The following is a 20,656-nucleotide window of genomic DNA, read 5'->3' as shown; positions in this document are numbered from 1 at the left end:
ACGGGCGCGAGCCTAGCCGTTCGTACGGGGACCGACGGGACCCTGTGGACAACGTGCCGGGTCGTACCCGGGGCGGCGCTTCGGTTCGTCCCGGAACCAGCACTTCCGTCTGCTTCGGTTCTGCCGACCCAGGCGGTCCACTCGGCTCGGCTGCTCGCTGCCCGACTGCTCGGCTGCCCGACCTGCTCGGCCGGTCCAGCAGGCGCAGTAGGTCCAGTCAGGCGCAGGCAGTGCGCGCGGTCAGTCCAGACCGTCGAAGGTGTCCCCGAAGTCCAGGTCGGACATCGCGGACACCGTGGACGTCACGGGCACCGCCGGTGCCGTGACGCGCGCGGCGAAGTCGTTGCGCCGACGCACGGCACAGGCGTCTTTGTGTACGACCACCCACACCGTGACCTCACCGCGGGCGTCGTCCCGGACGCCCCAGTCGTCGGCCAGCGCCGTGATGATGTTGAGTCCACGGCCGCCGTGTGCGGTGACCGAGGGGGTGGCCGGAACCGGCCGGGTCGGACCGCCGCCGTCCGTCACCTCGACGGTGAGTCTGCCGGTCGGTTCGACACGCCATGCGGCCCGGACGTCGCCGTCCCCGGCGAAGGCCTCACCCAGTGGCCTGCCGTGACGGCAGGCGTTGCTCAGTAGTTCCGAAAGGATCAGTACGGCGTCGTCGATGACCGTTTCCGCCACACCCCCGGTGCGCAGTTGATCCCGCATCCGGTGTCTTGCTTCTCCCACGCCCGCAGGGCCATGGGGTACGGCCATGCTCGACGACGTGGGCACCTCTTGTGCCACCATCAACGCCACCCCCGAGACCTCCTTTGCCCCACGCCACGGTGTGGATGCCCTTCTGGGATGGACCGGAAACCGGCCAATGCACGTGCAGTGACGCACTCGTAACGATCGAACACGGAACGAATGCGCCGGTGCACTCCCTGTAATCGAGTGGCCTGAAATCGACCATATGGCCGAGAATGTGACGGCCCGTGGGTGGAACGTGCGGGACGTGTGGGGACCGGGAGGCGAGTGGTTTCAGCGGCCCAGCTGGCGCAGCACCGCGCGCGGGCGGTTGGTGATGATGGCGTCGACACCGAGTCCGAGGCACAGGTCGACGTCCTCGGAGTCGTTCACCGTCCACACGTGAACCTGGTGGCCGGCCCTCTTCAGGCGCTCGATGTACGCCGGATGGCTGCGTACGATCCGCATCGAGGGACCGGCGATCCGGACCCCCGGAGGCAGCCGTCCGTCGCGCAGCCGGGGTGAGACGAACTGCAGCAGATAGACCGTCGGCATCGTCGGGGACGCGGCGCGGACGCGCTGCAGGGAGCGCGCCGAGAAGCTCATGACGCGCACCGGAGACTCGGCGGGCGAGGACGGCGCGTCCAGACCGAAGCGCTTCAGAAGGATGAGCAGGCGCTCCTCGACCTGGCCGGCCCAGCGTGTGGGGTGCTTCGTCTCGATGGCGAGCCGTACGGGACGGCCGGCGTCCGCCACGAGTTCGAGCAGGCGCTCCAGCGTGAGGACGGACTGCTGCTCCCAGGAAGGGGGCCGCTGCTGTTCCCAGTCGGGCGCCTCGTCGCGGTTCTTCCAGGAGCCGAAGTCCAGGGCGGCGAGATCCGCGAGCTCCAGGGCGGAGACGGCGCCGCGGCCGTTGGAGGTGCGGTTGACGCGGCGGTCGTGGACGCAGACGAGATGCCCGTCCGCGGTCAGCCGTACATCGCATTCCAGGGCGTCGGCCCCGTCCTCGATGGCTTTCTCGTACGCGGCCAGAGTGTGCTCGGGGGCCTCTTCGGAGGCCCCGCGGTGAGCGACGACCTGGGTCGGGTGCTGTCGTGCGTGGGTCACCGCGTCATGGTGCCATCGCGAATGGGTACCCGTGGGACCGGTGGCGGGATCGATGGTCGGATCGGCGGTGGGATCGGTGCCGCGGGCCGTGCGGTGTTTTTGTCAGACCTGTCCTATATAAATGAAGATCTCGGAGTCACAGGTGCCGCTTATGGCGCCCTGACGTCCTGTGGGAAAAGCTGACGGCATACAAAAGCACATGCACAGCTGAATCGTGCCGGTTCCCGAACACGCGTAGTGGAGTCCTGAACACACGCGACCGAACGTGACCGGATGCGAACTTACTGAACAGCCGTGGATCGAGAGGAAGAGCTGTGAGCACCGAGAACGAGGGCACTGCAGTACCCCCGGCCCCGTCTGCACCTCCCGTGCCGGTGGATACTCCCGCTGCTTCCGCGCCCCCGGAGCAGGCGGTATCGCCGGGAGCGGGTCCCGCGGGCCCCCACGAGGGCATGAACCGGCCCCAGGGGCCGGGCTCCTTCCAGGGAGACGCGCCGACGGCCACATTGCCCCCCACGCCTCCCGGGGCTCCCCAGGGCGCCGTTCCGGCCCCGGAGGGAGGCGCCTGGCCGCCTCCTCCGCCGGCCACGCCCGCTTACACGAACGAGGCGGGTTCCGACCCGTACGCGGGCGGGAGCGCGGGCGGCTCCGGCCCGTACGGAGGCGGGGGCGCGGGCGGTTCGGGCCCCTACGGAGGGGGTGGCGAGGGCGGTTCCGGTCCCTACGGAGGCGGCGGCGAGAGCAGCTCCGGGGACGTCTGGGGTTCCTCGTACCAGCAGCCCGCCCCCAAGCCGAAGTCCGGCGGGCGGGGCGGTCTGGTCGCCGCGGTCCTGGTGGCCGCGCTGATCGCGGGCGGCGTGGGCGGCGGCATCGGCTACTGGGCGGCCGACAGCAACGACGACTCCTCGGGCTCGACGACCGTCTCCTCCTCCGAGAGCGGCGGCGACCTCAAGCGCGACGCGGGCACGGTCGCCAACGTGGCCGCCACGGCGCTGCCGAGCACGGTCACCATCGAGGCCGAGGGCAGCAACGGCGAGGGCGGCACGGGCACCGGCTTCGTCTTCGACAAGCAGGGCCACATCCTCACCAACAACCACGTGGTCGCCGAGGCGGTCGAGAGCGGCAAGCTGTCGGCCACCTTCTCGAACGGCAAGAAGTACGACGCCGAGGTGGTCGGCCACGCCCAGGGCTACGACGTCGCGGTCATCAAGCTCAAGAACGCGCCGGACAACCTCAAGCCGCTGCCGCTCGGCAACTCGGACAAGATCGCGGTCGGCGACTCGACCATCGCGATCGGCGCTCCGTTCGGGCTGTCGAACACGGTGACCACGGGCATCATCAGCGCGAAGAACCGCCCGGTCGCCTCCAGCGACGGCAGCTCCAGCAGCAAGGCCTCGTACATGAGCGCCCTGCAGACCGACGCCTCGATCAACCCGGGCAACTCCGGAGGCCCGCTCCTGGACGCCAAGGGCGCGGTGATCGGCATCAACTCCGCGATCCAGTCCACCGGCGGCGGCCTGGGCGGCACGAGCCAGTCCGGTTCCATCGGGCTGGGTTTCGCGATCCCGATCAACCAGGCGAAGAACGTCGCCCAGCAGCTCATCAAGACCGGCAAGCCCGTCTACCCGGTCATCGGAGCCTCCGTCTCCCTGGAGGAGGGCACGGGCGCGAAGATCACCGAACAGGGCGCCGGCAACTCCGACGCGGTCACGCCGAACGGCCCCGCCGCGAAGGCCGGTCTCAAGCCCGGCGACGTCATCACCAAGCTCGACGACCGGGTGATCGACAGCGGCCCGACCCTCATCGGCGAGATCTGGACCCACCAGCCCGGCGACACCGTCAAGCTCACCTACACCCGCGACGGCAAGCAGCGCACAGCCGAAGTAACCCTGGGCCAGCGCGAGGGCGACAGCTGACCGGTTAGTCTTGTCCCCGCGCCGATCTCTCAGCGGCGCGGGGTGGGTTGCCCGAGCGGCCTAAGGGAACGGTCTTGAAAACCGTCGTCGCAGCGATGTGACCGTGGGTTCAAATCCCACACCCACCGCAGGAGAACGGCCCCTGACCAGGTAACTCGGTCAGGGGCCGTTCCTTTGCGTGCTGTCCGCCGATCACCGTGATTCCCCGTCAGTTACCGGTCGATCGGGCACGGCAGGGGCACGGGCAGCTTCTGCCCCTCTACGAGTTGGGCAGCTCGGTGACGAAAGTTCCGATGCCTGGCTGCATCTGTGCCAGCCCTGCATCCCGAAGTTCGGTGAGGACGCGGCGGGCTGTCATCTGTGCGATACCGAACTCACCCTGAATCGCGAGAACGCCCGGCAGCTGGCTACCCGGCGGGTAGTCGCCGTCCGCGATCCGCTGCTCAAAGATCGCGTACACCTGCTTCCACCTCGGAATGTCCGGCTTCCAATCCATGATCCGAAGCTAGGTGGCATAGGTCGGATCGGCGAGATGAGATTGCCTGACTCGCCTAGCTACCCTAGCTACCTAGGTCTACGCTGCGGAAACACACATCGCTCCCGCGGTCGTGCGACCGACCCGGGAGCGTGGACGACTGGATGGAGTCGACGTGAACGAGGGTACGCAGAATCAGTCCGCCTCGAACAGGCCGAACACGGCCTCCGAGGAGCCCGTCATCTATGGCTACTGCACATGGCACTGCGGCTACAGCGCCGACATCCGCGTGATCAACGTGGATGAGCAGGGCTCCGGACCAGGAGGTGTGCAGTCCGCCTGTCTCCCCTGCCGCGAGAAGTACGACCTGGTCCCGTTCTCCGACCGGCCATGACCGGAGCTTGGCGGCCGCAACCGCCACCCGCCGCTGACCTCACCGGCTGGCAATACCTCGGCTGGCGCTGCTGCTGGTGCGGTGGACTTCTGGGAAAAGGGGCCAGGTCCGCCGGCCGTGCGGAAGGGCATTCCGGTGCACACGATCTGTCTGTCGAGGTGTACGAGTGCGGCCCGCACTGCCCGAAGCGCCCGACAGAAGCGGGACCCGTGTAGCTAGCTTGGAAGATCGCGTATGTGGGTCCTGGTTGACCTGGCGAGACGTTGAGCTGCGGGTTCTTCGAGTGGTTACCGTCGTAGCCCGCTGTTCCCCGTCAGTCGCTGCTCGATCGGGCTTGCGGCGGGCATGAGCGTGTGAGTGATTTTGCTTGACGCGCAGCTCTAAGTGCGAGATAGTTCTCGCTCGCCTACTTCAGAGTATGTCCTGTGTAGGTTGAGCTGGTGCGCTGGGCCCTGCGAAGCCCTCTTTTTTCTCAGCTCGACTACATCCCGTTACGTCAAAGGGTGTAGTCCATGCTGTTCGAAATCGCGATCCTTCTGGGATTCGTTGTCCCGCCCCTGGTGCGTCTCACCATCGGTCTAGTCGCCCTGCGTAGGTGCGACAGTGGTGACGTGCCTGATGTGGTGAAGGCTCTCGCCGTCGGCAAGAAGATCAAGTAACTCTGAAGGTTGAAGCCCTGGGCCGTTGTGGTCCGGGGCTTCGATCATGTCCAAGGCGTGAACTTTCAGCCGATCACCGTTCGGTGGAGCGGCTTTGGGGCGAGTGATCATGGCCCCTTACGGTGGCCGCGATTCGGGCAGCTCCTGCCCACAACCCACCCCAGCTTCCATCCCGTCCGCCGTCGACCCACACACCGTGGAGCAGGCGTGGTTCAGGGCGTCAAGGTGGAGCGCGCCACTGTACGAACGACCTTGACGCCCTGGGCCGCGACTGCTCGGCTCTGCCTGGGTCGATGGTGGTCGGGATGGAAGTTCCCCGCACACGCCACTACGACGCCGCAGCCGGGAATGGCGCCACTCCGCCCCGGTGCCGGCCGATCCCCCGCCGGAGGCACGTCCTGACCGGTGGCCGTGCTGCATGGTGAGCAACCCATCTCCCGGCCCGTCCACGCGTGGGCGCGCGTCGGCGGCGGCAGCGCCGAGCGGGCCGAAGGCAGGAGCGCGGGCGCAGCCAGAGCCGGGAAGCGCGCCCGGCGGAGCGGAGCGCAGCCGGACTTGATGAGGTAGAGAAACCTGTAACAACTCGCTCCGGCCGGTCCGATGGGCGGATTCCTCGCGGTGTGGGCTGAGTTGGTCAGGTGGAGGCCGTGTCGGTGTGGAGGAGCCGACTGGTGAAGCCTTCGCGGCAGAGCCGCTCATACGCCTGGAGCACGTGACCCGGTACGGATTGGCTGATCATGAATCCCTGTTCCGGGTAGATCAGTAGGCGCTGGAGTGCACCGACAAGCATGTCGATGACCAGTCGCGCATCCCCGATGGAATCGACGTACTCGTCGAACGTCATCGGAGTAGAAGCGCTGACGATCTCCACTCCGGGCCACAGCTTGCGCGCGGTGGCGTACGCCCTCCGCTCCTCGTACGGCTTGCTGATCAGAAGCACGGAGGACACGTCGACTCCCGCCTCCTCAAGCACGGCCTTGGAGAAGCGGATGTTCTCGCCGGTGTTGCGGGCGTGAGGCTCTACGAGCACCGCTGAGGCGGGCACGCCGCGTTCGAGAGCCCGTTCGCGGTAGTGGACCGCTTCGCCCCGCGGCATGCGATCCCGCGTCGTGCGGCTGGTGGCTCCCGTGAACACAAGCAGCGGAGCCATGCCGCGCTCGTAGAGGTCCACCGCCGTATCGGCCACGCCCAAGTCATGGCTGCCCAGGCCGACCGCGACTGAGCACGGCCGGAGGGCGTGGCCCATCTGGTGGTAATCCCACAGGCGTCGCGCATCGGCCCAGGCCTGTGTGGAGATCATTACTGCCCTTTCTCGTCCTTTGCCGAGTCCGGCACCTGGAAGTCGTATTCCCAGGCGAAGCGCGAAGCCGCGTGAACACCGATGGCGAACTCGACCACTGTGCCAGAGGCCGTGTAGGTCGTCCGATGCAACTCGACGACAGGTTCACCCGGCGGTAGCTGCAGGAACTTCACCTCGTCGGACGTGGGAGTGCGGGCGAAGAGCCGCTCCTTCATGTGGTCGATCTCGTATCCGGCGTCGTACAGCACCCGGAAGCCGCCGCCCTTGCCGGCCGGTCTTGGCGTCGGGTCCACCAGCCGGGTGCCCTCGACGTGTTCCGGCCGGTAGTAACTGGTCAGAGTGTGTGTCGGCTGGTCGCCTTCCTTCACCAGCCGCGCTCGACGGCGAGTACGACCGCCTCAAGAAGACCGCCAAGGCGCACGAGCTGCACGACAACGGCCGCGACGGACAGCCCTCTCGCACCGGCCGTACGGGACCGTCGGGACCTTCGAGCAACAACGCCAGCACCCCGCAAAAGCGCCGCTGGGGCCGGTGACCCGATGACTGACACCGCCACCATGGCGGGCCTGGACCCGGCCACCCTCGCCGACGTGCTGAGGCTGGCCGGGTCAGAAGGCTTCGACCGCATCCAGGACCAGATCCGCCGCACCGGCGGCTGCTCCGACCCCATCCACCTGCAAGGCTCCACCGTCACCCGCGACCGGGCCACCGGGCAGGTGCTGCACTCCTACTCCACCGACGCCGAACCCGGCGGCCGACTCCGCCTCGCCTGCGGCAACCGCCGCGCCTCCCGCTGCCCGTCCTGCGCCTGGACCTACGCGGGCGACACCTACCACCTGATCCGCGCCGGACTGATCGGAGACCCGGCCAAGGGCACCCCCCACACCATCCGCGAGCACCCGCGCGTCTTCGCCACCCTCACCGCGCCCTCGTTCGGCCGGGTCCACAACCGGCCCGGCAACCGGCCGTGCGCCTGCGGCATCCACCACCAGGAGGACGCCGCCGAACTCGGCACGGCCCTGGACCCGGCCACGTACGACTACGCGGGCGCGGTGCTGTGGAACAACTACGCATCCGACCTGTGGCGGTACTTCACGATCTACCTCCGTCGGGAGGTTGCCCGCCGCGCTGGCCTGACACAGAAGGCGGCCCACGAACAATCGCGCGTCTCCTTCGGCAAGGTCGCCGAGTACCAACGGCGCGGGGCCGTGCACTTCCACGCTGTGATCCGCTTCGACGGACCCGAGGGTCCCGACTCCCCGCCCCCGGCCTGGGCCACCCTCGACCTACTCACCGACGCCATCCACGCCGCCGCTGCCCGTGTCGCGGTCGACGTCCCGCCCGCCGGTGAGTAGCCAGCCCGAACCCTGCTCTGGGGCACCCAGCTCGACGTACAGCCCATCGGCGCCTTCGGTAACGGCGAAGACATCACCGAGCAGGCCGTCGCCTCCTACGTCGCCAAATACGCCACCAAGGCCGCCGAGACCACGGGCACCGTCGATCGGCGCATCGGCAACAAAGAGGCCCTGGCCCTGCTCGGCGTCCCTGACCATCCCGCCAGGCTCATCGCGGCCTGCCTCGACCTGCACGCGTTCTACCCGGAACGGAAACTCCGCGACTGGGCCCACATGCTCGGCTTCCGCGGCCACTTCTCGACGAAGTCCCGCCGCTACTCCACCACCCTCGGCGCCCTCCGCCAGGTCCGCGCCGACTACCGCGCAGCCCAGCAACGTGCCTCCCTCGGCTTTCCCGACCTCGACGAGCATCCGGAGATCACCACCCGCGTACTCGCCCACTGGACTTATGCCGGGCATGGCCACACCCCTGGCGAGTCCTGGCTCGCCGCCACCATCCGCCGGGATCTGCACACAAGCCGCGAAGCCGCACGCGAGGCACTCGTTGACCTGCGCTCAGAAGGCGAGGACTGGTGACCATGGATCGACTGCTCAGCGTGCAGGAAGTCGCGGACCGGCTGAGTACGGGTGTGCGCTTCCCTCGTCGGCTCATCGAGGAGCGCCGCATCACCTTCGTGAAGATCGGTCGGCACGTTCGCATCCCTGAGAGCGCCGTAGAAGCGTTCGTGAGCGCCAAGACTGTTGAACCCGTCGCCCTGCGACCCATGGCGCTCGGGAGGGCCGCCTGATGGCTGGCAAGCGCAAGTCTCGCAGGAACTTCGGACGGGTTCGCAAACTGCCGTCCGGCCGCTTCCAGGCGCGTTACCCCGGCCCTGACGGCGTCCTTCGGCCTGCGGATCGGACGTTCGCCACCACTACGGACGCTGACCGCTGGCTCAGCCGAAAGCGCATCGAGATCGAGGAAGGGCGCTGGCTGGATCCGGTCGAGGGACAGACAACCGTGCGTGACTGGTCTGCCCGTTGGCTCGCTGCTGTCTCGCCGCAGCTCAAGCACAAGACGCAGGCGACGTACCGGTCCCTGATCAACTCGCTGATCGTTCCAGCACTCGGTGATCAGGAACTGTCCAGCCTCCGCCCGATCACGGTCGCCGAGTGGGTCGGCGGCATGAAAACCAAGGGACTCAGCGCGTCACGGATCAGGCAGGCGTACCGGGTTCTGTCGCAGATCATGCGGTCGGCCGTCGACAACGACATGATCCCGCAGACGCCTTGCCGGGGCGTGAAGCTGCCTCGGATGCCGCAGACGGAGCCGCACATCCTCACCCCGCTAGAAGCCTCCCGGATCGTGCAAAGCGCTGCCAAGCCGCATGACCTGCTGATCGCGTTCCTCGCGTACGCGGGCCTGCGGGTGGGTGAGGCGTTCGCCCTTCGCCGCGTGGACATCGACGTGGCCGGCGGTTTGGTCCTGGTGGACGAGAACCTTGCCGAAGCCAACGGCACCTTGGTCTTCGACACCCCCAAGTCACACCAGAAGAGGGTTCTCCGCGTCGGCCCGGCCCTGGCGAAGAGGCTCGGAAAGTACCTGAAGGAGCTGCCCGGCGGGGATGACGCGCTCTTGTTCACCACGCCCGCGGGAAAGCCGCTGCGCTACAACCAGTGGCGCAAGGCGTACTTCGATCCGGCGGTGTCGGCGGCCGGGCTGACCGATGTGACTCCGCACGATCTCCGGGCCTCGCACGGGACTTGGGTAGCTGACCGGTACGGCGTGATGACCGCCGCCCACCGCCTCGGCCACTCGAACGCGAGCGTGACGACTCGGCACTACGCCCGGCCGGTCGCCGGTCGTGACGATCAAGTGGCGGAGGCGGCTGACGCATGGCTGGAAGGACAAGGCGAGAACAACTCATCTGAAGTGCCTGAGCAGCTCTAGGACGCCTGCACCTGCGTACGCCCCTGGCCAGAAGGACGGTCAGGGGCGTAGCTCTGTCATGCCCATTTACCCGAGATGCTTGTAGTGCATGGTCATGTGTCTGATTCACGTCTATGCGCTACGCATATGCATGGATACTCTGCGTGTTCATGGGGAAAGTGGTGCGTCTGTACTGGGGATACATGGTGGCTGCGGCTTTGGTCGTCGCTTGGAGCCAGCAATGGGCCTTGCCGGTTGTCGTGGCTCTGTCGCTGGGAGTCTCGGCCTACGCTGCCTTCCAAGTGCCGGTCTGGTGCGGTGCGGCTAACCGAGACGGCCAGACCTACTGCCGCAACAACGCCTATGGCGTGCTGATGGGGTGTTCGAAACGTCAGCACAGGTGGCAGAAGATCAAGATGATCGTCCTGCGCAGCAAGGTCGGGAACGTAAGTCGCTCTCTGTTCCCAACCGCCAAGGAGAAGTTCAACGGTGCCCTCGCTGTGGGGGGCCTGCTGTCGGCCGTCGCCGCAGTGATCGTTCCGGCTGTGACGGGTGGATGAGCGGGCACGATGGTGCGCCTGGGGCACGTAGCGGGCACGGCGACGATGACGAAGGTACCGACGGGGTGCTAGTACCCGGCTGACCTGCGGCGGAGCGATCGTCCCGCCTGATCACCGAAAGATCTTGAAAACCGTCGTCGCAGCGATGTGACCGTGGGTTCAAATCCCACACCCACCGCAGGAGAACGGCCCCTGACCGGGGACATCGGTCGGGGGCCGTTCCTGTGTGCGCTGTGCCCCTACGAGTTGGGCAGCTCGGTGACGAAAGTTCCGATGCCTGGCTGCATCTGCGCCAGCCCTGCGTCGCGAAGTTCAGTCAGGACACGTCGGGCGGTCATCTGAGCAATGCCGAACTCACCCTGAATCGCGAGAACGCCCGGCAACTGGCTACCCGGCGGGTAGTCGCCGTCCGCGATCCGCTCCCGTGGCCGTGCGACCGGCCCGGGAGCGTGGACGACTGGATGGAGTCGACGTGAACGAGGGTGCGCAGCATCAGCCCGCCTCGGACAGCCTGGACACGGCCTCCTCCGGGGAGCCCGTCGTCTACGGCTACTGCACCTGGCACTGCGGCTACAGCGCCGACATCCGCGTGATCAACGTGGACGAGCAGGGCTCCGGACCGGGCGGTGTGCAGTCCGCCTGCCTCCCCTGCCGCGAGAAGTACGACCTGATCCCGTACTCCGAGCGGCCATGACCGGAGCCTGGCGGCCACAGCCGCCCCCGGCCGCCGACCTCACCGGCTGGCAGTACCTCGGCTGGCGCTGCTGCTGGTGCGCCGGACTCCTGGAGAGGGACGCCAGGTCCGCCGGCCGGGCTGAGGGGCACTGCGGTGCGCATGATCTGTCCGTCGAGGTGTACGAGTGCGGCCCGCAGTGCCCGAAGCGCCCGGTGGAAACGGGACCCGCGTAGCGAGCTTGAGAGATGAGAAGCCTCCGGCAGCGCGGTACCGCGCTGCCGTACGGCTCGCTTCGCCGCCGTGTTCGTCGCGGTGATGATGGTCGAATGAAGGAAGAGTCGCCCGTACCGTCGCCGGTCGTCCTGGGCATAGACGATCTCCGGCCGCTGCCTTGGACCACGCGGATCGCGCGCAGCAGCGGCGAAGGTGTCGAGCTTCTGCAAGAGCACCGTGACAGCTTGATCGATGAACTCTGGCTCGATCACGACCTCGGCGGCGACGACAGCATCATGCCCGTGGTGACCCTCCTGGAAGAGGCGGCTTTCAACGGGCGGCCTTTCCGAATCGGCACGGTCTACGTGCACAGCGCCAACCCCATCGGCGCCGAGACCGTCGTCCGGTCGCTCACACGCTGGAACTACCAGGTCCGGCGGGCGACGCTCTAGGAGCGGTGGCTCGTCATGCGGGATGCCGATGTGATGGTCGAGCGAGCCTCGCGTTCCGTGAGGCCCGTGCGGACGGCGGCGTCGACCAGGGCCTCGGTCAGTTGCGGGCCGAAGCCGTTCTCGTAGGCGCGGCAGGCCGCCCAGAACAGGCGGGTGTTGCGCTGGCCCTCGTGCGCGGCCAGGACGAACTGGACGAGGCCCTGGCCCTGCTGGCCCGGTGTGGCCGTCGTCGAGGTGTTGTGGGGGCGGGGCGGTGGCGTCAGGAGGCGTAGCAGCGACGTCGGGCAGGGGGCGGGCGGCAGCTGAGCGGTGCCCGGAGCCGTGCTGTAGACGCCGTGTTCGGTACGGGAGCCGGGGCCGACGAGGTAGCCGCCGGCGCCGCGGATGTCGATGCCCGGGGCCAGCCGGCTCGCGGAGTTGGGGACGACGACGTCGGGCGGACCGCTCAGCCAGAGGTGGCGGCCGCCGCTGGGAGTCAGCACGACGACCGTCTCGGGGATCGTGAACAGGTGGCGCAGCGCCAGTTCGCGAAGGGCCGCGGACGAGTCCGTACCCGACTTGGTGTCCAGGTCGATGCCGATCAGGTGGTGGGGTTCCAGGCCGCAGGCGATGCCGTAGCCGGTGGCCCAGGGGGCGGCGGCGAAGAGCGCGCGTATGCGGCGGGGGTCGGTCGAGGCGTCGTACACCCCGTGTCCGAAGCGGTCGCACTCGCCGTGGCAGGGCGGTGCCGCCGGGTCGTCGCGGTGGGGTGAGCGCAGCGCGGGGAGCTTGGTCCGGGAGAGCGGGATGACGGCCAGTCCGCGTTCGGCGGCTGACAGGGCGTGTGCGAGGGCCAGCGTCGTGGCCTGCCGGTCGATGGTGGCCATGCATCTATGTTCGTACGAGTGTTCGAAAAAGGGAAGAGGTGGAGGCGTCGAGCGCCCCGGTGAGGGTGGATAAACCCGCCCAGCGGGATTGACTGAAAAGGTGACGAAACGCTTCATCCCTTGCGGTGTATGGGGTTGAGGTGTCCGCACCATCCTGAACTGCGGTTTTGGGGGCGTGAAGGGGGTTTATCGACATGTACTCACGCTTGCGAGCGAATAGCGGCTTCCGGGGTGGTTCGCCGGGGATTCGGTGGGCAATTCTGATCTCGCGACGTCGTGAACGAACACCGAGGCGGTCGGCCAACTGCCCCGGAACCAGCCGTACTCAGCCGGTCCTGACCGGTAACCGGTCCCGACCGGTACGTACTTCTCGCTTCTGGAGGAACACACATGGCAAGCATCCGTACCGCCCGCGTTCTCGCCGCCGCGGCAGCCCTGCCGCTCGCCGCCGCCCTCTTCTCGGGAGTGGCAGTGGCCGACAACGGCTCCTTCGCGGACAACGGATCGAACGCCGCGGTGGCGACCGTAGGTGGCAGCGGGGTCGGGGGTGACAACTACGGCACCTCGTCCACGACGCAGCAGCAGGCCGTCGGTTCGGGCGCCTCGAACCAGAGCAACACGGCGCAGGTGAACGGTTCCGCGTTCACGGCCATCGACCAGTCGAACGACAACGTCGCCGTCAACTTCACCCACCTCTGGTGAGCCGGCGGCCGCCGGGGACTGGAGACCCCCGACGGCCGTATGCCTCCTTGGTGGGGTGCTTTGTGGGGTGGTAACACGTCTGCGCGGCGGTGCTTCGGCATCGCCGCGCAGACGTTTTTGCGCTTACGTCCGCCCTTCGCGCCCGCACTCTCGGGGCCGGGCCGTCGAGCGGCCTCGAACCTTGACAGAGGGATGTATCTGACGGACAGTCAGAAACCCTTGTTCGTACGAGGTCCGGGAGGGCCGTCGTCGTGCATCTCGCCCCCACCGAACGCCAGCGACGACTACGTGCCGAACTCCGTTCCTACTTCCGGGAAGTGATGCCGGAGGGGCCGGCTCTTGCCAGTGCCAGTGCCAGTGCCAGTGCCAGTGCCAGTGCGGGTGCCGGTGCCGCGGAGCAGCGGGCGCTGTTGCGGCGGATCGGTGCCGACGGGTGGCTCGGTATCGGCTGGCCGGAGGCCTATGGGGGCCAAGGGCGGGGCGCCGACGAGCAGTTCGTCTTCTTCGACGAGGCCTGCCGGGCGGGCGCCCCGATCTCCATGGTCACGCTGAACACGGTCGGGCCGACGCTGATGAAGTACGGGACCGAGGAGCAGAAGGACTACTTCCTGCCGCGGATCCTGCGCGGAGAGCTCGTGTTCGCGATCGGGTACAGCGAGCCGTCGGCCGGTACGGATCTGGCCTCGCTGCGGACCCGGGCCGTGCGGGTCGGCGGCCCTGAGGGGGGCGCAGGGCAAGAGGGACAAGAGGGACGAGAGAGGCCTGAGGGGGCTGAGAGGCAGGAGGGGCGGGCGGGGCAGGAGGGGCGTTCGGGGCTCGACGAGGGGCCCGGCGGCGGGTGGATCGTCGACGGGCAGAAGGTGTTCACCTCCAACGCCCAGCGCGCCGACTGGATCTGGCTCGCCTGCCGTACCGACCCCGACGCGCCGAAACACAAAGGGATCTCGATCCTGCTGGTCCCCACGGACGCGCCCGGGTTCTCGTGGACACCGATCGAAACGGTGGGCGGGCTGACCACGACGGCCACGTACTACGACGGGATCCGGGTCCCGGCCTCCCGCCTGGTCGGCGAGGAGAACGGTGGCTGGGGGCTCATCACCAACCAGCTGAACCATGAACGGGTCGCGCTCGCCGCCCTCGGTATGCAGGCGGAGGACTTCTATCTGGCCGCGCTGGCCGCCGCCCGCGTCCCCGATCGGGTGACAGGGCGGCGCAGGGCTGACGAGCCGTGGGTGCGTTCGAGGCTGGCCGAGGTACATGCCCGGCTGGCGGCGACGCGCCTGCTCAACTGGCGTCTGGTGGGTGATGTGGGGGCCAGCCGGCTGGCCCCCGGCGACGCCAGCGGCGTGAAAGTCGTGGGAACCGAATCGGCCGTCGCGGTGTATCGCATGTGTCAGGAAATCGTCGGATCGGACGCGCTGGTCCGGTCCGGTTCGCCGGGGGTGTTCGAGGACGGCGAGCTGGAGCGGATGAACAGGGCGGCGCAGATCAACACGTTCGGGGGCGGGGTGAGCGAGGTGCAGCGGGAGATCGTGGCGACGATGCGGCTCGGGATGACGAGGGGGCGGCGGTGAGCGAGCGTGCGGTGCCGGGCGGGCGGGGCACGTCCGGGGAGGGCGCGGTGTCCGTGGACGCGACCGAGGGGGGATACGAGGACATCCACGCGCGGTTGAAGACGTACGAGGGGCTGACGGCCGTCGGAGGCGTGGGCAAGGACCTGGTCAACGAACCGATGATCCGGCACTGGTGCGAGGCGATGGGAGACACGAATCCGGCGTACGCGGGAGCGGACGCCGTCGCGCCGGCCACCATGCTCCAGGCCTGGACGATGGGAGGGCTCTCCGGGCACGGGGGACGCTCGGAGGCGTACGTCGAGATGCTCGGGCTGCTCGACTCCGCCGGGTACGTCTCGGTGGTCGCCACCGACTGCGAGCAGGAGTATCTGCGGCCGCTTCGGCCGGGGGACCGGATCACCTTCGACTCGGTGATCGAGTCGGTCTCCGAGCGCAAGACGACCAAGCTGGGCACGGGGTACTTCGTCACGACACGGACGGATGTACGGGCGGAGGGCGAGCCAGCGGGGACCCATCGGTTCCGGATCCTCAAGTACGTACCTGCGGGGCGGCGCAGGAAGGACGGCGCGACGGCCGGGGTGGCGACGGCAGCCGGGGAGACCACGGCGGACGCCAGGGAGACCGCGGCAGACGCCGGGGAGACCGCGGCGGACGCCGGGAAAGCTCCGGCACCCACCGGAGCAGCCGTGGCGACCACCAGAGCAGCCGTGGCGCCCGCCGGAGAGACCGTGGCGGCTTCCCGCGCCAAGCGGCCCCGCCCCGTCGTCAATCGTGACAACGCCGGCTTCTGGGACGGCGTCTCCCGGCACCGGCTGCTCATCCAGCGCTGCGAGAAATGCCGGACCCTGCGTTTCCCCTGGCTGCCGGGGTGCAATTCCTGCGGTTGCCTGGAGTGGGACACGGTAGAGGCGGCCGGTGAGGGGACCGTCTACTCGTACGTGGTGATGCATCACCCGCCCTTCCCGGCCTTCGACCCTCCGTACGCGGTGGGGCTGGTCGAACTCTCCGAGGGCGTCCGGATGATCAGCAATGTGGTGGGGGTGCCGCACGACCGTGTGCGGATCGGGATGCCGGTGCGGCTGGAGTTCGAGCGGGTGGACGAGGAGCTGGAGCTGCCCGTCTTCCGCGCCGTCGAGGGGAGCGGGGGCTGATGGACTTCACGCCGACGGAGGAGCAGACGGCCGCCCGCGAGCTGGCCGCGCGGATCTTCGGCGACCTGTCCACGCACGAGCGGCTGACCGCCGTGGGGACGGGCAGCGACGGGGAGTTGTGGAAGGCGCTGTGCGAGGTGGGGCTGCTGGCGGCCGTCGAGGACATCGGGCTCCTCGGGCTGGTCCTCCTCCTGGAGGAGCAGGGGCGGACGACGGCCCAGGTGCCGTTCGCCGCGAGCTGTGTCTACGGGCTGCTGGCGGTGTCGGCGCACGGCTCGGCGGAACAGCGGGAGCGGCTACTGCCGGGGATCGCGGACGGGTCGGTCGTGATGACCGGAGCCCTGCCCGACACCGCTGTACGGGCAGGCGCGCCGGGCGAGTTGAGCGGCGTGGCCCCCGTGGTGCCGTGGCTCCGCGACGCCACGCATGTGCTGATCGCCGACGAGGAACAGAAGTTGTGGCTCGTACGGACCGCCGACGCCCGGTGCGAGCCCGTCGAGTTGACGGCTCCGTGGTCGGCCGGACGCCTGATCCTGGACGCCGTACCGGCCGAACAGCTCGGTGGGGCCGGCGCGTACGACGACGTGCTGGCCACCGCCCGCACGGCCTTCGCGGGGCTCCAGGCGGGAGTGTGCGCGGGCTCGGTCGCCCGGGCCGTCGCGTACACCAACACCCGTGAGCAGTTCGGGCAGCCGCTCGCGGCCAAGCAAGGGGTCCAACTCCGCGCGGCGGACGCCCACATGGACACCGAGGCGATACGGGTCACGGCGTACGAGGCGGCCTGGCGGAGGGACGAGGGGCTGGACTACGCCGCGCACGCGCTGACCGCCGCCTGGTGGGCGTCGGAGGCGGGGCAGCGGGTCGTCCACGCGGGGCAGCATCTGCACGGCGGTATGGGCGCCGATCTGGAGCATCCGGTGCACCGGCACTTCCTGTGGGGACGGCAGCTGGACGCGTATCTGGGGTGCGGGAGCGAACTGCTCCAGGAGCTGGGGGAGTCGATCGTGCACGGCGAGGGAGAGGGCGAGGGGGACGCATGACCACCGAGGCCGGGCCGACGTGGGTCGGCGACGTGCTGGCACCGCTGGAGATCGAGATCACCCGCACACTCGTCGTCGCCGGGGCGATCGCGTCGCGCGACTACCAGGACGTGCACCACGACGCCGAGGCGGCGCGGCAGAAGGGTTCGCCGGACATCTTCATGAACATCCTGACGACCAACGGGCTGGTCGGGCGGTACATCACCGACCACTTCGGGTCCCGGGCCGTGCTGCGCAGAGTGGCGATCAGACTGGGCGCTCCCAACCATCCGGGCGACACCATGGTGCTGACCGGGGTGGTGGAGGACGTCCGCGGCGACACGGCGACGGTGAGGGTCGTCGGCGCCAACAGCCTCGGCAACCACGTCACGGGGACGGTGACGGTCACGGTGCCGCGGACAGCGACGGGCGCCACCCCGGAAGCGCCCGCGACAACCCCGGAGGCCCGGCCATGAGTGTGCGGACGCGGGACAGCCTCGGTGGACGGGCGGCCGTCGTCGGGATAGGGGCCACCGAGTTCTCCAAGGACTCGGGGCGCAGCGAGCTGCGGCTCGCGGTGGAGGCGGTGCGGGCCGCGCTGGACGACGCGGGGCTCACCCCGGGCGATGTGGACGGCCTGGTGACGTTCACGATGGACACCAGCCCCGAGATCACCGTCGCCCAGGCGGCCGGCATCGGCGAGCTGTCGTTCTTCTCCCGGATCCACTACGGCGGCGGGGCGGCCTGCGCGACCGTCCAGCAGGCGGCGCTGGCGGTGGCCTCGGGCGTGGCCGAGGTGGTGGTCTGCTACCGGGCGTTCAACGAGCGGTCGGGGCGGAGATTCGGCTCCGGCGTCCAGCGCAGGGTGCCGTTCGCCGAGGGTGCGGCGCTCGGTTGGGCGCTGCCCTTCGGACTGCTCACGCCCGCGTCCTGGGTGGCGATGGCGGCCCAGCGCTATCTGCACACGTACGGGCTGACCTCCGAGGCGTTCGGGCAGGTCGCGGTCGTCGACCGGAAGTACGCGGCGACCAATCCTGCGGCGTACTTCCACGGCAGGCCGATCACGCTCGCGGATCATGCGGCGTCCCGCTGGATCGTAGAGCCGTTGCGGCTGCTCGACTGCTGTCAGGAGACCGACGGAGGGCAGGCCCTGGTCGTGACCTCGGTGGAGCGGGCGCGCGACCTTCCGCGTCCGCCGGCCGTGATCGTCGCGGCCGCCCAGGGCGCGGGGCGGGCCCAGGAGCAGATGACCAGCTTCTACCGCGACGATCTGACGGGGCTGCCGGAGATGAGTGTGGTGGCGCGGCAGCTGTGGCGTACGTCGGGGCTGACGCCGGCCGGGATCGACGTCGGGATCCTGTACGACCACTTCACGCCCTTCGTGCTCACGCAGCTGGAGGAGTTCGGGTTCTGCAAGCCGGGTGAGGCCGCGGACTTCGTGGCGGAGGAGCGGCTGCCCTTGAACACCCACGGGGGACAGCTCGGGGAGGCGTATCTGCACGGGATGAACGGAGTGGCGGAGGGGGTACGGCAACTGCGTGGTTCGTCCGTGAACCAGATACCCGGAGCCCGCCGGGTGCTGGTGACGGCGGGGACGGGCGTTCCGACCTCGGGACTGATCCTGGGTTCGGACGACCGGGGCTGATCCAGGGGTCCGCCCGGTCCCGGTTCGGACGATCGGGGCTGATTGCGGGGCGGACGGATGAACGTGGCGCGTGTCCGGGCCCGTCGGCGCGGGCGGGGCCGTTGACTCGGCCTATGCGTTGGCTGCGATGTCACAAGATGATCGTCGGATTCGGGTTCGTGCTGCTCCTGCTGGGGCTCACGGCGGCACCACCGGCACAGGCGGGTTCCTGGTCGCCGGGTGCTGCCGCTCCGGTGGATTCCCCTGTCGGGGAGTCCGGCGCGAGACCCAAGGCGGTCACGTTCAAGGGCCGTGCGTTCGACACCTGCCGGGCGCCGTCCGCGGACACGATGCGGCGGTGGCGGGCGTCCCCGTACCGGGCGGTGGGTGTCTACTTCGGCGGTCGCGGGCGAGCCTGCCGTTCGCAGCCCCATCTGAGTCACCGCTGGATGCGCACGGTACGGGACCAGGGCTGGCGGGTGCTGCCGCTGTACGTGGGCTCGCAGTCGACCTGTGTGTTCGCGCGGCACAAGAAGAACGTACGGATCGGGCGGCATCCCTGGAAGCAGGGGACCACGGAGGGCCGCGACGCGGTGAAGCGGGCGTCGGCGCTCGGTATGGGTGCCGGGAGCCCGCTGTTCCTGGACATGGAGGCGTACGCGTACCGGAACAAGAAGTGCGCACGCTCCACCCTCCTGTTCGTGCGGGGGTGGAACCGGGAGGTGTCGCGCCGGGGGTATCTGCCGGGGTTCTACAGCAGCGCCGCGTCGGGCGTCGCCCATATGGAGCGCTCGCGGCGGGCCGGGGTGCGGGACCTGCCGTCGGTGGTGTGGTTCGCGCGGTGGGGCGTGAAGAACGGGCTGCACCGTGAGCCCGTGCTGCGGAAGGGCGCGTGGACGCCCGCGCGGCGCATCCACCAGTACGCGGGGAACGTACGGGAACGGCACGGCGGCCGGACGCTGCTGATCGACCGCAATCTGATGCACGCGCCGGTCGCACGCATCGGCTGAGCCGCCACAAGCGCCGTGCGGAGCGGCATTGGTTCCAGGTCGTACTACTCCGGCACCATGCCGGAGGCCGGTCTACTGCGGTGGGCGTGCGCGGGAGCCCGTCTCTCAGGGGTGAACCCTCAGGGGTCCTGAGCCTCGCGTCCACCTTCAGGAGGTGGGGCCTGCCCCCCTCCTACAACCTGAGGCGGACAAGGCTTCGGGACCTGCGGCCGATCCGCTGGAGCAGGGGGCGATCCTAGCGTGGAGCCATGACCACACCCGTCTGCACCAGCGCTTCGAACGTGGCGACGCGGACCCATGCGTACCCGTCGTTCTCCTCGTATGTAAGTGCTCGCCAACCTGTGCTGCTGCGTACCGCGCGCTCGCTGACCGCGAACCCGTGCGACGCGGAGGACCTGCTGCAGACCGCCCTCACCAAGACGTATGTCGCCTGGGAGCGGATCGAGGACCACCGGGCGCTCGACGGATACGTACGGCGGGCGCTGCTGAACACGCGGACGTCGCAGTGGCGCAAGCGGAAGGTCGACGAGTTCGCGTGCGACGAGATGCCGGAACCGCAGGTTCCGCCGGCCGGGGACCCGGCGGAGCAGCAGGCGCTGCACGACGCGATGTGGCGCGCGATCATGAAGCTGCCCGCGCGGCAGCGGGCGATGGTCGTCCTGCGGTACTACGAGGACCTGAGCGAGGCGCAGACGGCGGAGGTGCTGGACGTGTCGATCGGTACGGTCAAGTCGGCCGTGTCGCGTGCGCTGGGCAAGCTCCGCGAGGACCCTGAACTGGGCCCCGTGCGCTGACCGGCGCGGGCAGGAACAGAGCGGAACACAGAGCGCAGTACTGGGCAAGCAATGCTTGCCGTGATGTGATCGATCACCCAGGAGTAGTGACATACCGCGCGGTATGTGAGCAGAATCAGCCCAACCCTTACTACCGCGTAGGCAATGTCGCCCCCGGGAGGACGCCGT

At 69.0% G+C, this 20,656-nt stretch carries 23 protein-coding genes, 1 tRNA gene and 2 pseudogenes; 19 read left to right on the top strand and 7 right to left on the bottom strand.

Annotated features, from left to right (window positions below; translation table 11 throughout):
• Positions 1–240: 240 nt before the first annotated feature.
• Positions 241–888, bottom strand: coding sequence for an ATP-binding protein (locus J8N05_RS05785; RefSeq protein ID WP_210881377.1), 648 nt, complete (start codon positions 886–888; stop codon positions 241–243).
• A gap of 138 nt (positions 889–1,026) precedes the next feature.
• Complete coding sequence (locus tag J8N05_RS05780) at positions 1,027–1,839, bottom strand: glycerophosphodiester phosphodiesterase (protein ID WP_210881376.1); 813 nt, start codon at positions 1,837–1,839, stop codon at positions 1,027–1,029.
• A 314-nt stretch (positions 1,840–2,153) separates the two neighbouring features.
• Between J8N05_RS05780 and J8N05_RS05775 the strand changes: the two genes are divergently transcribed.
• Both J8N05_RS05775 and J8N05_RS05770 read left to right on the top strand, forming a co-directional pair.
• Entirely contained in the window at positions 2,154–3,755 is a 1,602-nt protein-coding gene (locus J8N05_RS05775) for a S1C family serine protease (RefSeq protein WP_210881375.1), read from the top strand.
• A gap of 41 nt (positions 3,756–3,796) precedes the next feature.
• Positions 3,797–3,883, top strand: a tRNA-Ser gene (locus J8N05_RS05770).
• A gap of 131 nt (positions 3,884–4,014) precedes the next feature.
• Here the strand turns inward: J8N05_RS05770 and J8N05_RS05765 are convergent.
• On the bottom strand, positions 4,015–4,251 hold the full coding sequence (locus J8N05_RS05765) for a GntR family transcriptional regulator (RefSeq protein ID WP_210881374.1): 237 nt from the start codon (positions 4,249–4,251) through the stop codon (positions 4,015–4,017).
• 154 nt (positions 4,252–4,405) lie between these two features.
• Here J8N05_RS05765 and J8N05_RS05760 point away from each other — a divergent pair, with 154 nt between their 5' ends.
• Together J8N05_RS05760 and J8N05_RS05755 are read left to right on the top strand one after the other, a co-directional pair.
• On the top strand, positions 4,406–4,624 hold the full coding sequence (locus J8N05_RS05760) for a hypothetical protein (RefSeq protein WP_210890601.1): 219 nt from the start codon (positions 4,406–4,408) through the stop codon (positions 4,622–4,624).
• 512 nt (positions 4,625–5,136) lie between these two features.
• Complete coding sequence (locus J8N05_RS05755; RefSeq protein WP_210881373.1) at positions 5,137–5,283, top strand: hypothetical protein; 147 nt, start codon at positions 5,137–5,139, stop codon at positions 5,281–5,283.
• Between the two features lie 634 nt (positions 5,284–5,917).
• Here the strand turns inward: J8N05_RS05755 and J8N05_RS05750 are convergent.
• Together J8N05_RS05750 and J8N05_RS05745 are read right to left on the bottom strand one after the other, a co-directional pair.
• On the bottom strand, positions 5,918–6,583 hold the full coding sequence (locus J8N05_RS05750) for a YdcF family protein (protein WP_210881372.1): 666 nt from the start codon (positions 6,581–6,583) through the stop codon (positions 5,918–5,920).
• Positions 6,583–6,966: pseudogene (locus J8N05_RS05745) on the bottom strand (UTRA domain-containing protein); the annotation flags it as partial. The pseudogene J8N05_RS05745 and the gene J8N05_RS05750, both read right to left, overlap by 1 nt.
• Before the next feature lie 156 nt (positions 6,967–7,122).
• Between J8N05_RS05745 and repSA the strand changes: the two are divergent.
• The 4 genes and pseudogenes from repSA (at position 7,123) to J8N05_RS05725 (ending at position 10,407) form a co-directional block, all read left to right on the top strand.
• Positions 7,123–8,514, top strand: a pseudogene (repSA, locus tag J8N05_RS05740) (replication initiator protein RepSA).
• A 2-nt stretch (positions 8,515–8,516) separates the two neighbouring features.
• On the top strand, positions 8,517–8,726 hold the full coding sequence (locus tag J8N05_RS05735) for an excisionase family DNA-binding protein (RefSeq protein WP_210881371.1): 210 nt from the start codon (positions 8,517–8,519) through the stop codon (positions 8,724–8,726).
• On the top strand, positions 8,726–9,868 hold the full coding sequence (locus J8N05_RS05730) for a tyrosine-type recombinase/integrase (RefSeq protein ID WP_210881370.1): 1,143 nt from the start codon (positions 8,726–8,728) through the stop codon (positions 9,866–9,868). Before J8N05_RS05735 ends, J8N05_RS05730 begins: the two co-directional genes overlap by 1 nt.
• 149 nt (positions 9,869–10,017) lie before the next feature.
• Positions 10,018–10,407, top strand: a complete 390-nt coding sequence (locus tag J8N05_RS05725; protein ID WP_210881369.1) for a hypothetical protein — start codon at positions 10,018–10,020, stop codon at positions 10,405–10,407.
• A 239-nt stretch (positions 10,408–10,646) separates the two neighbouring features.
• Here the strand turns inward: J8N05_RS05725 and J8N05_RS05720 are convergent, their stop codons facing one another.
• On the bottom strand, positions 10,647–10,790 hold the full coding sequence (locus tag J8N05_RS05720; RefSeq protein ID WP_247706163.1) for a GntR family transcriptional regulator: 144 nt from the start codon (positions 10,788–10,790) through the stop codon (positions 10,647–10,649).
• Between the two features lie 89 nt (positions 10,791–10,879).
• Between J8N05_RS05720 and J8N05_RS05715 the strand changes: the two genes are divergently transcribed.
• The 3 genes from J8N05_RS05715 (at position 10,880) to J8N05_RS05705 (ending at position 11,748) form a co-directional block, all read left to right on the top strand.
• Positions 10,880–11,101: a hypothetical protein gene (locus J8N05_RS05715; protein ID WP_247706162.1), complete on the top strand. Its 222-nt coding sequence runs from the start codon at positions 10,880–10,882 to the stop codon at positions 11,099–11,101.
• A complete protein-coding gene (locus tag J8N05_RS05710; protein ID WP_210881368.1) occupies positions 11,098–11,316 on the top strand; it encodes a hypothetical protein in 219 nt (72 codons plus the stop codon). Before J8N05_RS05715 ends, J8N05_RS05710 begins: the two co-directional genes overlap by 4 nt.
• A gap of 93 nt (positions 11,317–11,409) precedes the next feature.
• Positions 11,410–11,748, top strand: coding sequence for a cyclic-phosphate processing receiver domain-containing protein (locus J8N05_RS05705; RefSeq protein ID WP_210881367.1), 339 nt, complete (start codon positions 11,410–11,412; stop codon positions 11,746–11,748).
• Here J8N05_RS05705 and J8N05_RS05700 read toward each other — a convergent pair.
• Entirely contained in the window at positions 11,745–12,614 is an 870-nt protein-coding gene (locus tag J8N05_RS05700; RefSeq protein ID WP_210881366.1) for a bifunctional DNA primase/polymerase, read from the bottom strand. The two genes, J8N05_RS05705 and J8N05_RS05700, sit on opposite strands and share 4 nt — an antisense overlap.
• 390 nt (positions 12,615–13,004) lie before the next feature.
• Here J8N05_RS05700 and J8N05_RS05695 point away from each other — a divergent pair, with 390 nt between their 5' ends.
• The 8 genes from J8N05_RS05695 to J8N05_RS05660 all read left to right on the top strand — a co-directional run bounded on the left by J8N05_RS05695 (position 13,005) and on the right by J8N05_RS05660 (position 20,488).
• A complete protein-coding gene (locus tag J8N05_RS05695; protein WP_107020491.1) occupies positions 13,005–13,316 on the top strand; it encodes a hypothetical protein in 312 nt (103 codons plus the stop codon).
• A gap of 251 nt (positions 13,317–13,567) precedes the next feature.
• Complete coding sequence (locus J8N05_RS05690; RefSeq protein ID WP_210881365.1) at positions 13,568–14,890, top strand: acyl-CoA dehydrogenase family protein; 1,323 nt, start codon at positions 13,568–13,570, stop codon at positions 14,888–14,890.
• A gap of 47 nt (positions 14,891–14,937) precedes the next feature.
• Positions 14,938–16,041, top strand: a complete 1,104-nt coding sequence (locus J8N05_RS05685; protein WP_247706670.1) for a bifunctional MaoC family dehydratase N-terminal/OB-fold nucleic acid binding domain-containing protein — start codon at positions 14,938–14,940, stop codon at positions 16,039–16,041.
• Positions 16,041–17,081: an acyl-CoA dehydrogenase family protein gene (locus tag J8N05_RS05680; RefSeq protein WP_210881364.1), complete on the top strand. Its 1,041-nt coding sequence runs from the start codon at positions 16,041–16,043 to the stop codon at positions 17,079–17,081. The genes J8N05_RS05685 and J8N05_RS05680 overlap by 1 nt, the downstream gene beginning before the upstream one ends.
• Positions 17,078–17,536, top strand: coding sequence for a MaoC/PaaZ C-terminal domain-containing protein (locus J8N05_RS05675; RefSeq protein ID WP_210881363.1), 459 nt, complete (start codon positions 17,078–17,080; stop codon positions 17,534–17,536). Before J8N05_RS05680 ends, J8N05_RS05675 begins: the two co-directional genes overlap by 4 nt.
• Positions 17,533–18,705, top strand: coding sequence for a lipid-transfer protein (locus J8N05_RS05670; RefSeq protein WP_210881362.1), 1,173 nt, complete (start codon positions 17,533–17,535; stop codon positions 18,703–18,705). Before J8N05_RS05675 ends, J8N05_RS05670 begins: the two co-directional genes overlap by 4 nt.
• Before the next feature lie 137 nt (positions 18,706–18,842).
• Entirely contained in the window at positions 18,843–19,694 is an 852-nt protein-coding gene (locus tag J8N05_RS05665) for a DUF1906 domain-containing protein (protein ID WP_210881361.1), read from the top strand.
• Positions 19,695–19,942: 248 nt separating this feature from the next.
• Complete coding sequence (locus J8N05_RS05660) at positions 19,943–20,488, top strand: SigE family RNA polymerase sigma factor (protein ID WP_210881360.1); 546 nt, start codon at positions 19,943–19,945, stop codon at positions 20,486–20,488.
• The last annotated feature ends 168 nt before the right edge of the window (positions 20,489–20,656 follow it).

It is taken from the genome of Streptomyces liliiviolaceus, from assembly GCF_018070025.1.
GTDB classification, from domain to species: domain Bacteria; phylum Actinomycetota; class Actinomycetes; order Streptomycetales; family Streptomycetaceae; genus Streptomyces; species Streptomyces liliiviolaceus.
Note: the sequence above shows the minus strand (reverse complement) of the source record. Positions and strands in the feature narration are given on the sequence as shown.

What these genes read in the sequence shown, in the direction of transcription:
- J8N05_RS05765 (WP_210881374.1), bottom strand. Translation starts at nt 4,251, where the DNA reads ATGGATTGGAAGCCGGACATTCCGAGGTGGAAGCAGGTGTACGCGATC.
- J8N05_RS05755 (WP_210881373.1), top strand. Translation starts at nt 5,137, where the DNA reads ATGCTGTTCGAAATCGCGATCCTTCTGGGATTCGTTGTCCCGCCCCTG.
- J8N05_RS05750 (WP_210881372.1), bottom strand. Translation starts at nt 6,583, where the DNA reads ATGATCTCCACACAGGCCTGGGCCGATGCGCGACGCCTGTGGGATTAC.
- J8N05_RS05735 (WP_210881371.1), top strand. Translation starts at nt 8,517, where the DNA reads ATGGATCGACTGCTCAGCGTGCAGGAAGTCGCGGACCGGCTGAGTACG.
- J8N05_RS05730 (WP_210881370.1), top strand. Translation starts at nt 8,726, where the DNA reads ATGGCTGGCAAGCGCAAGTCTCGCAGGAACTTCGGACGGGTTCGCAAA.
- J8N05_RS05725 (WP_210881369.1), top strand. Translation starts at nt 10,018, where the DNA reads ATGGGGAAAGTGGTGCGTCTGTACTGGGGATACATGGTGGCTGCGGCT.
- J8N05_RS05710 (WP_210881368.1), top strand. Translation starts at nt 11,098, where the DNA reads ATGACCGGAGCCTGGCGGCCACAGCCGCCCCCGGCCGCCGACCTCACC.
- J8N05_RS05705 (WP_210881367.1), top strand. Translation starts at nt 11,410, where the DNA reads ATGAAGGAAGAGTCGCCCGTACCGTCGCCGGTCGTCCTGGGCATAGAC.
- J8N05_RS05700 (WP_210881366.1), bottom strand. Translation starts at nt 12,614, where the DNA reads ATGGCCACCATCGACCGGCAGGCCACGACGCTGGCCCTCGCACACGCC.
- J8N05_RS05695 (WP_107020491.1), top strand. Translation starts at nt 13,005, where the DNA reads ATGGCAAGCATCCGTACCGCCCGCGTTCTCGCCGCCGCGGCAGCCCTG.
- J8N05_RS05680 (WP_210881364.1), top strand. Translation starts at nt 16,041, where the DNA reads ATGGACTTCACGCCGACGGAGGAGCAGACGGCCGCCCGCGAGCTGGCC.
- J8N05_RS05675 (WP_210881363.1), top strand. Translation starts at nt 17,078, where the DNA reads ATGACCACCGAGGCCGGGCCGACGTGGGTCGGCGACGTGCTGGCACCG.
- J8N05_RS05670 (WP_210881362.1), top strand. Translation starts at nt 17,533, where the DNA reads ATGAGTGTGCGGACGCGGGACAGCCTCGGTGGACGGGCGGCCGTCGTC.
- J8N05_RS05665 (WP_210881361.1), top strand. Translation starts at nt 18,843, where the DNA reads ATGATCGTCGGATTCGGGTTCGTGCTGCTCCTGCTGGGGCTCACGGCG.
- J8N05_RS05660 (WP_210881360.1), top strand. Translation starts at nt 19,943, where the DNA reads ATGACCACACCCGTCTGCACCAGCGCTTCGAACGTGGCGACGCGGACC.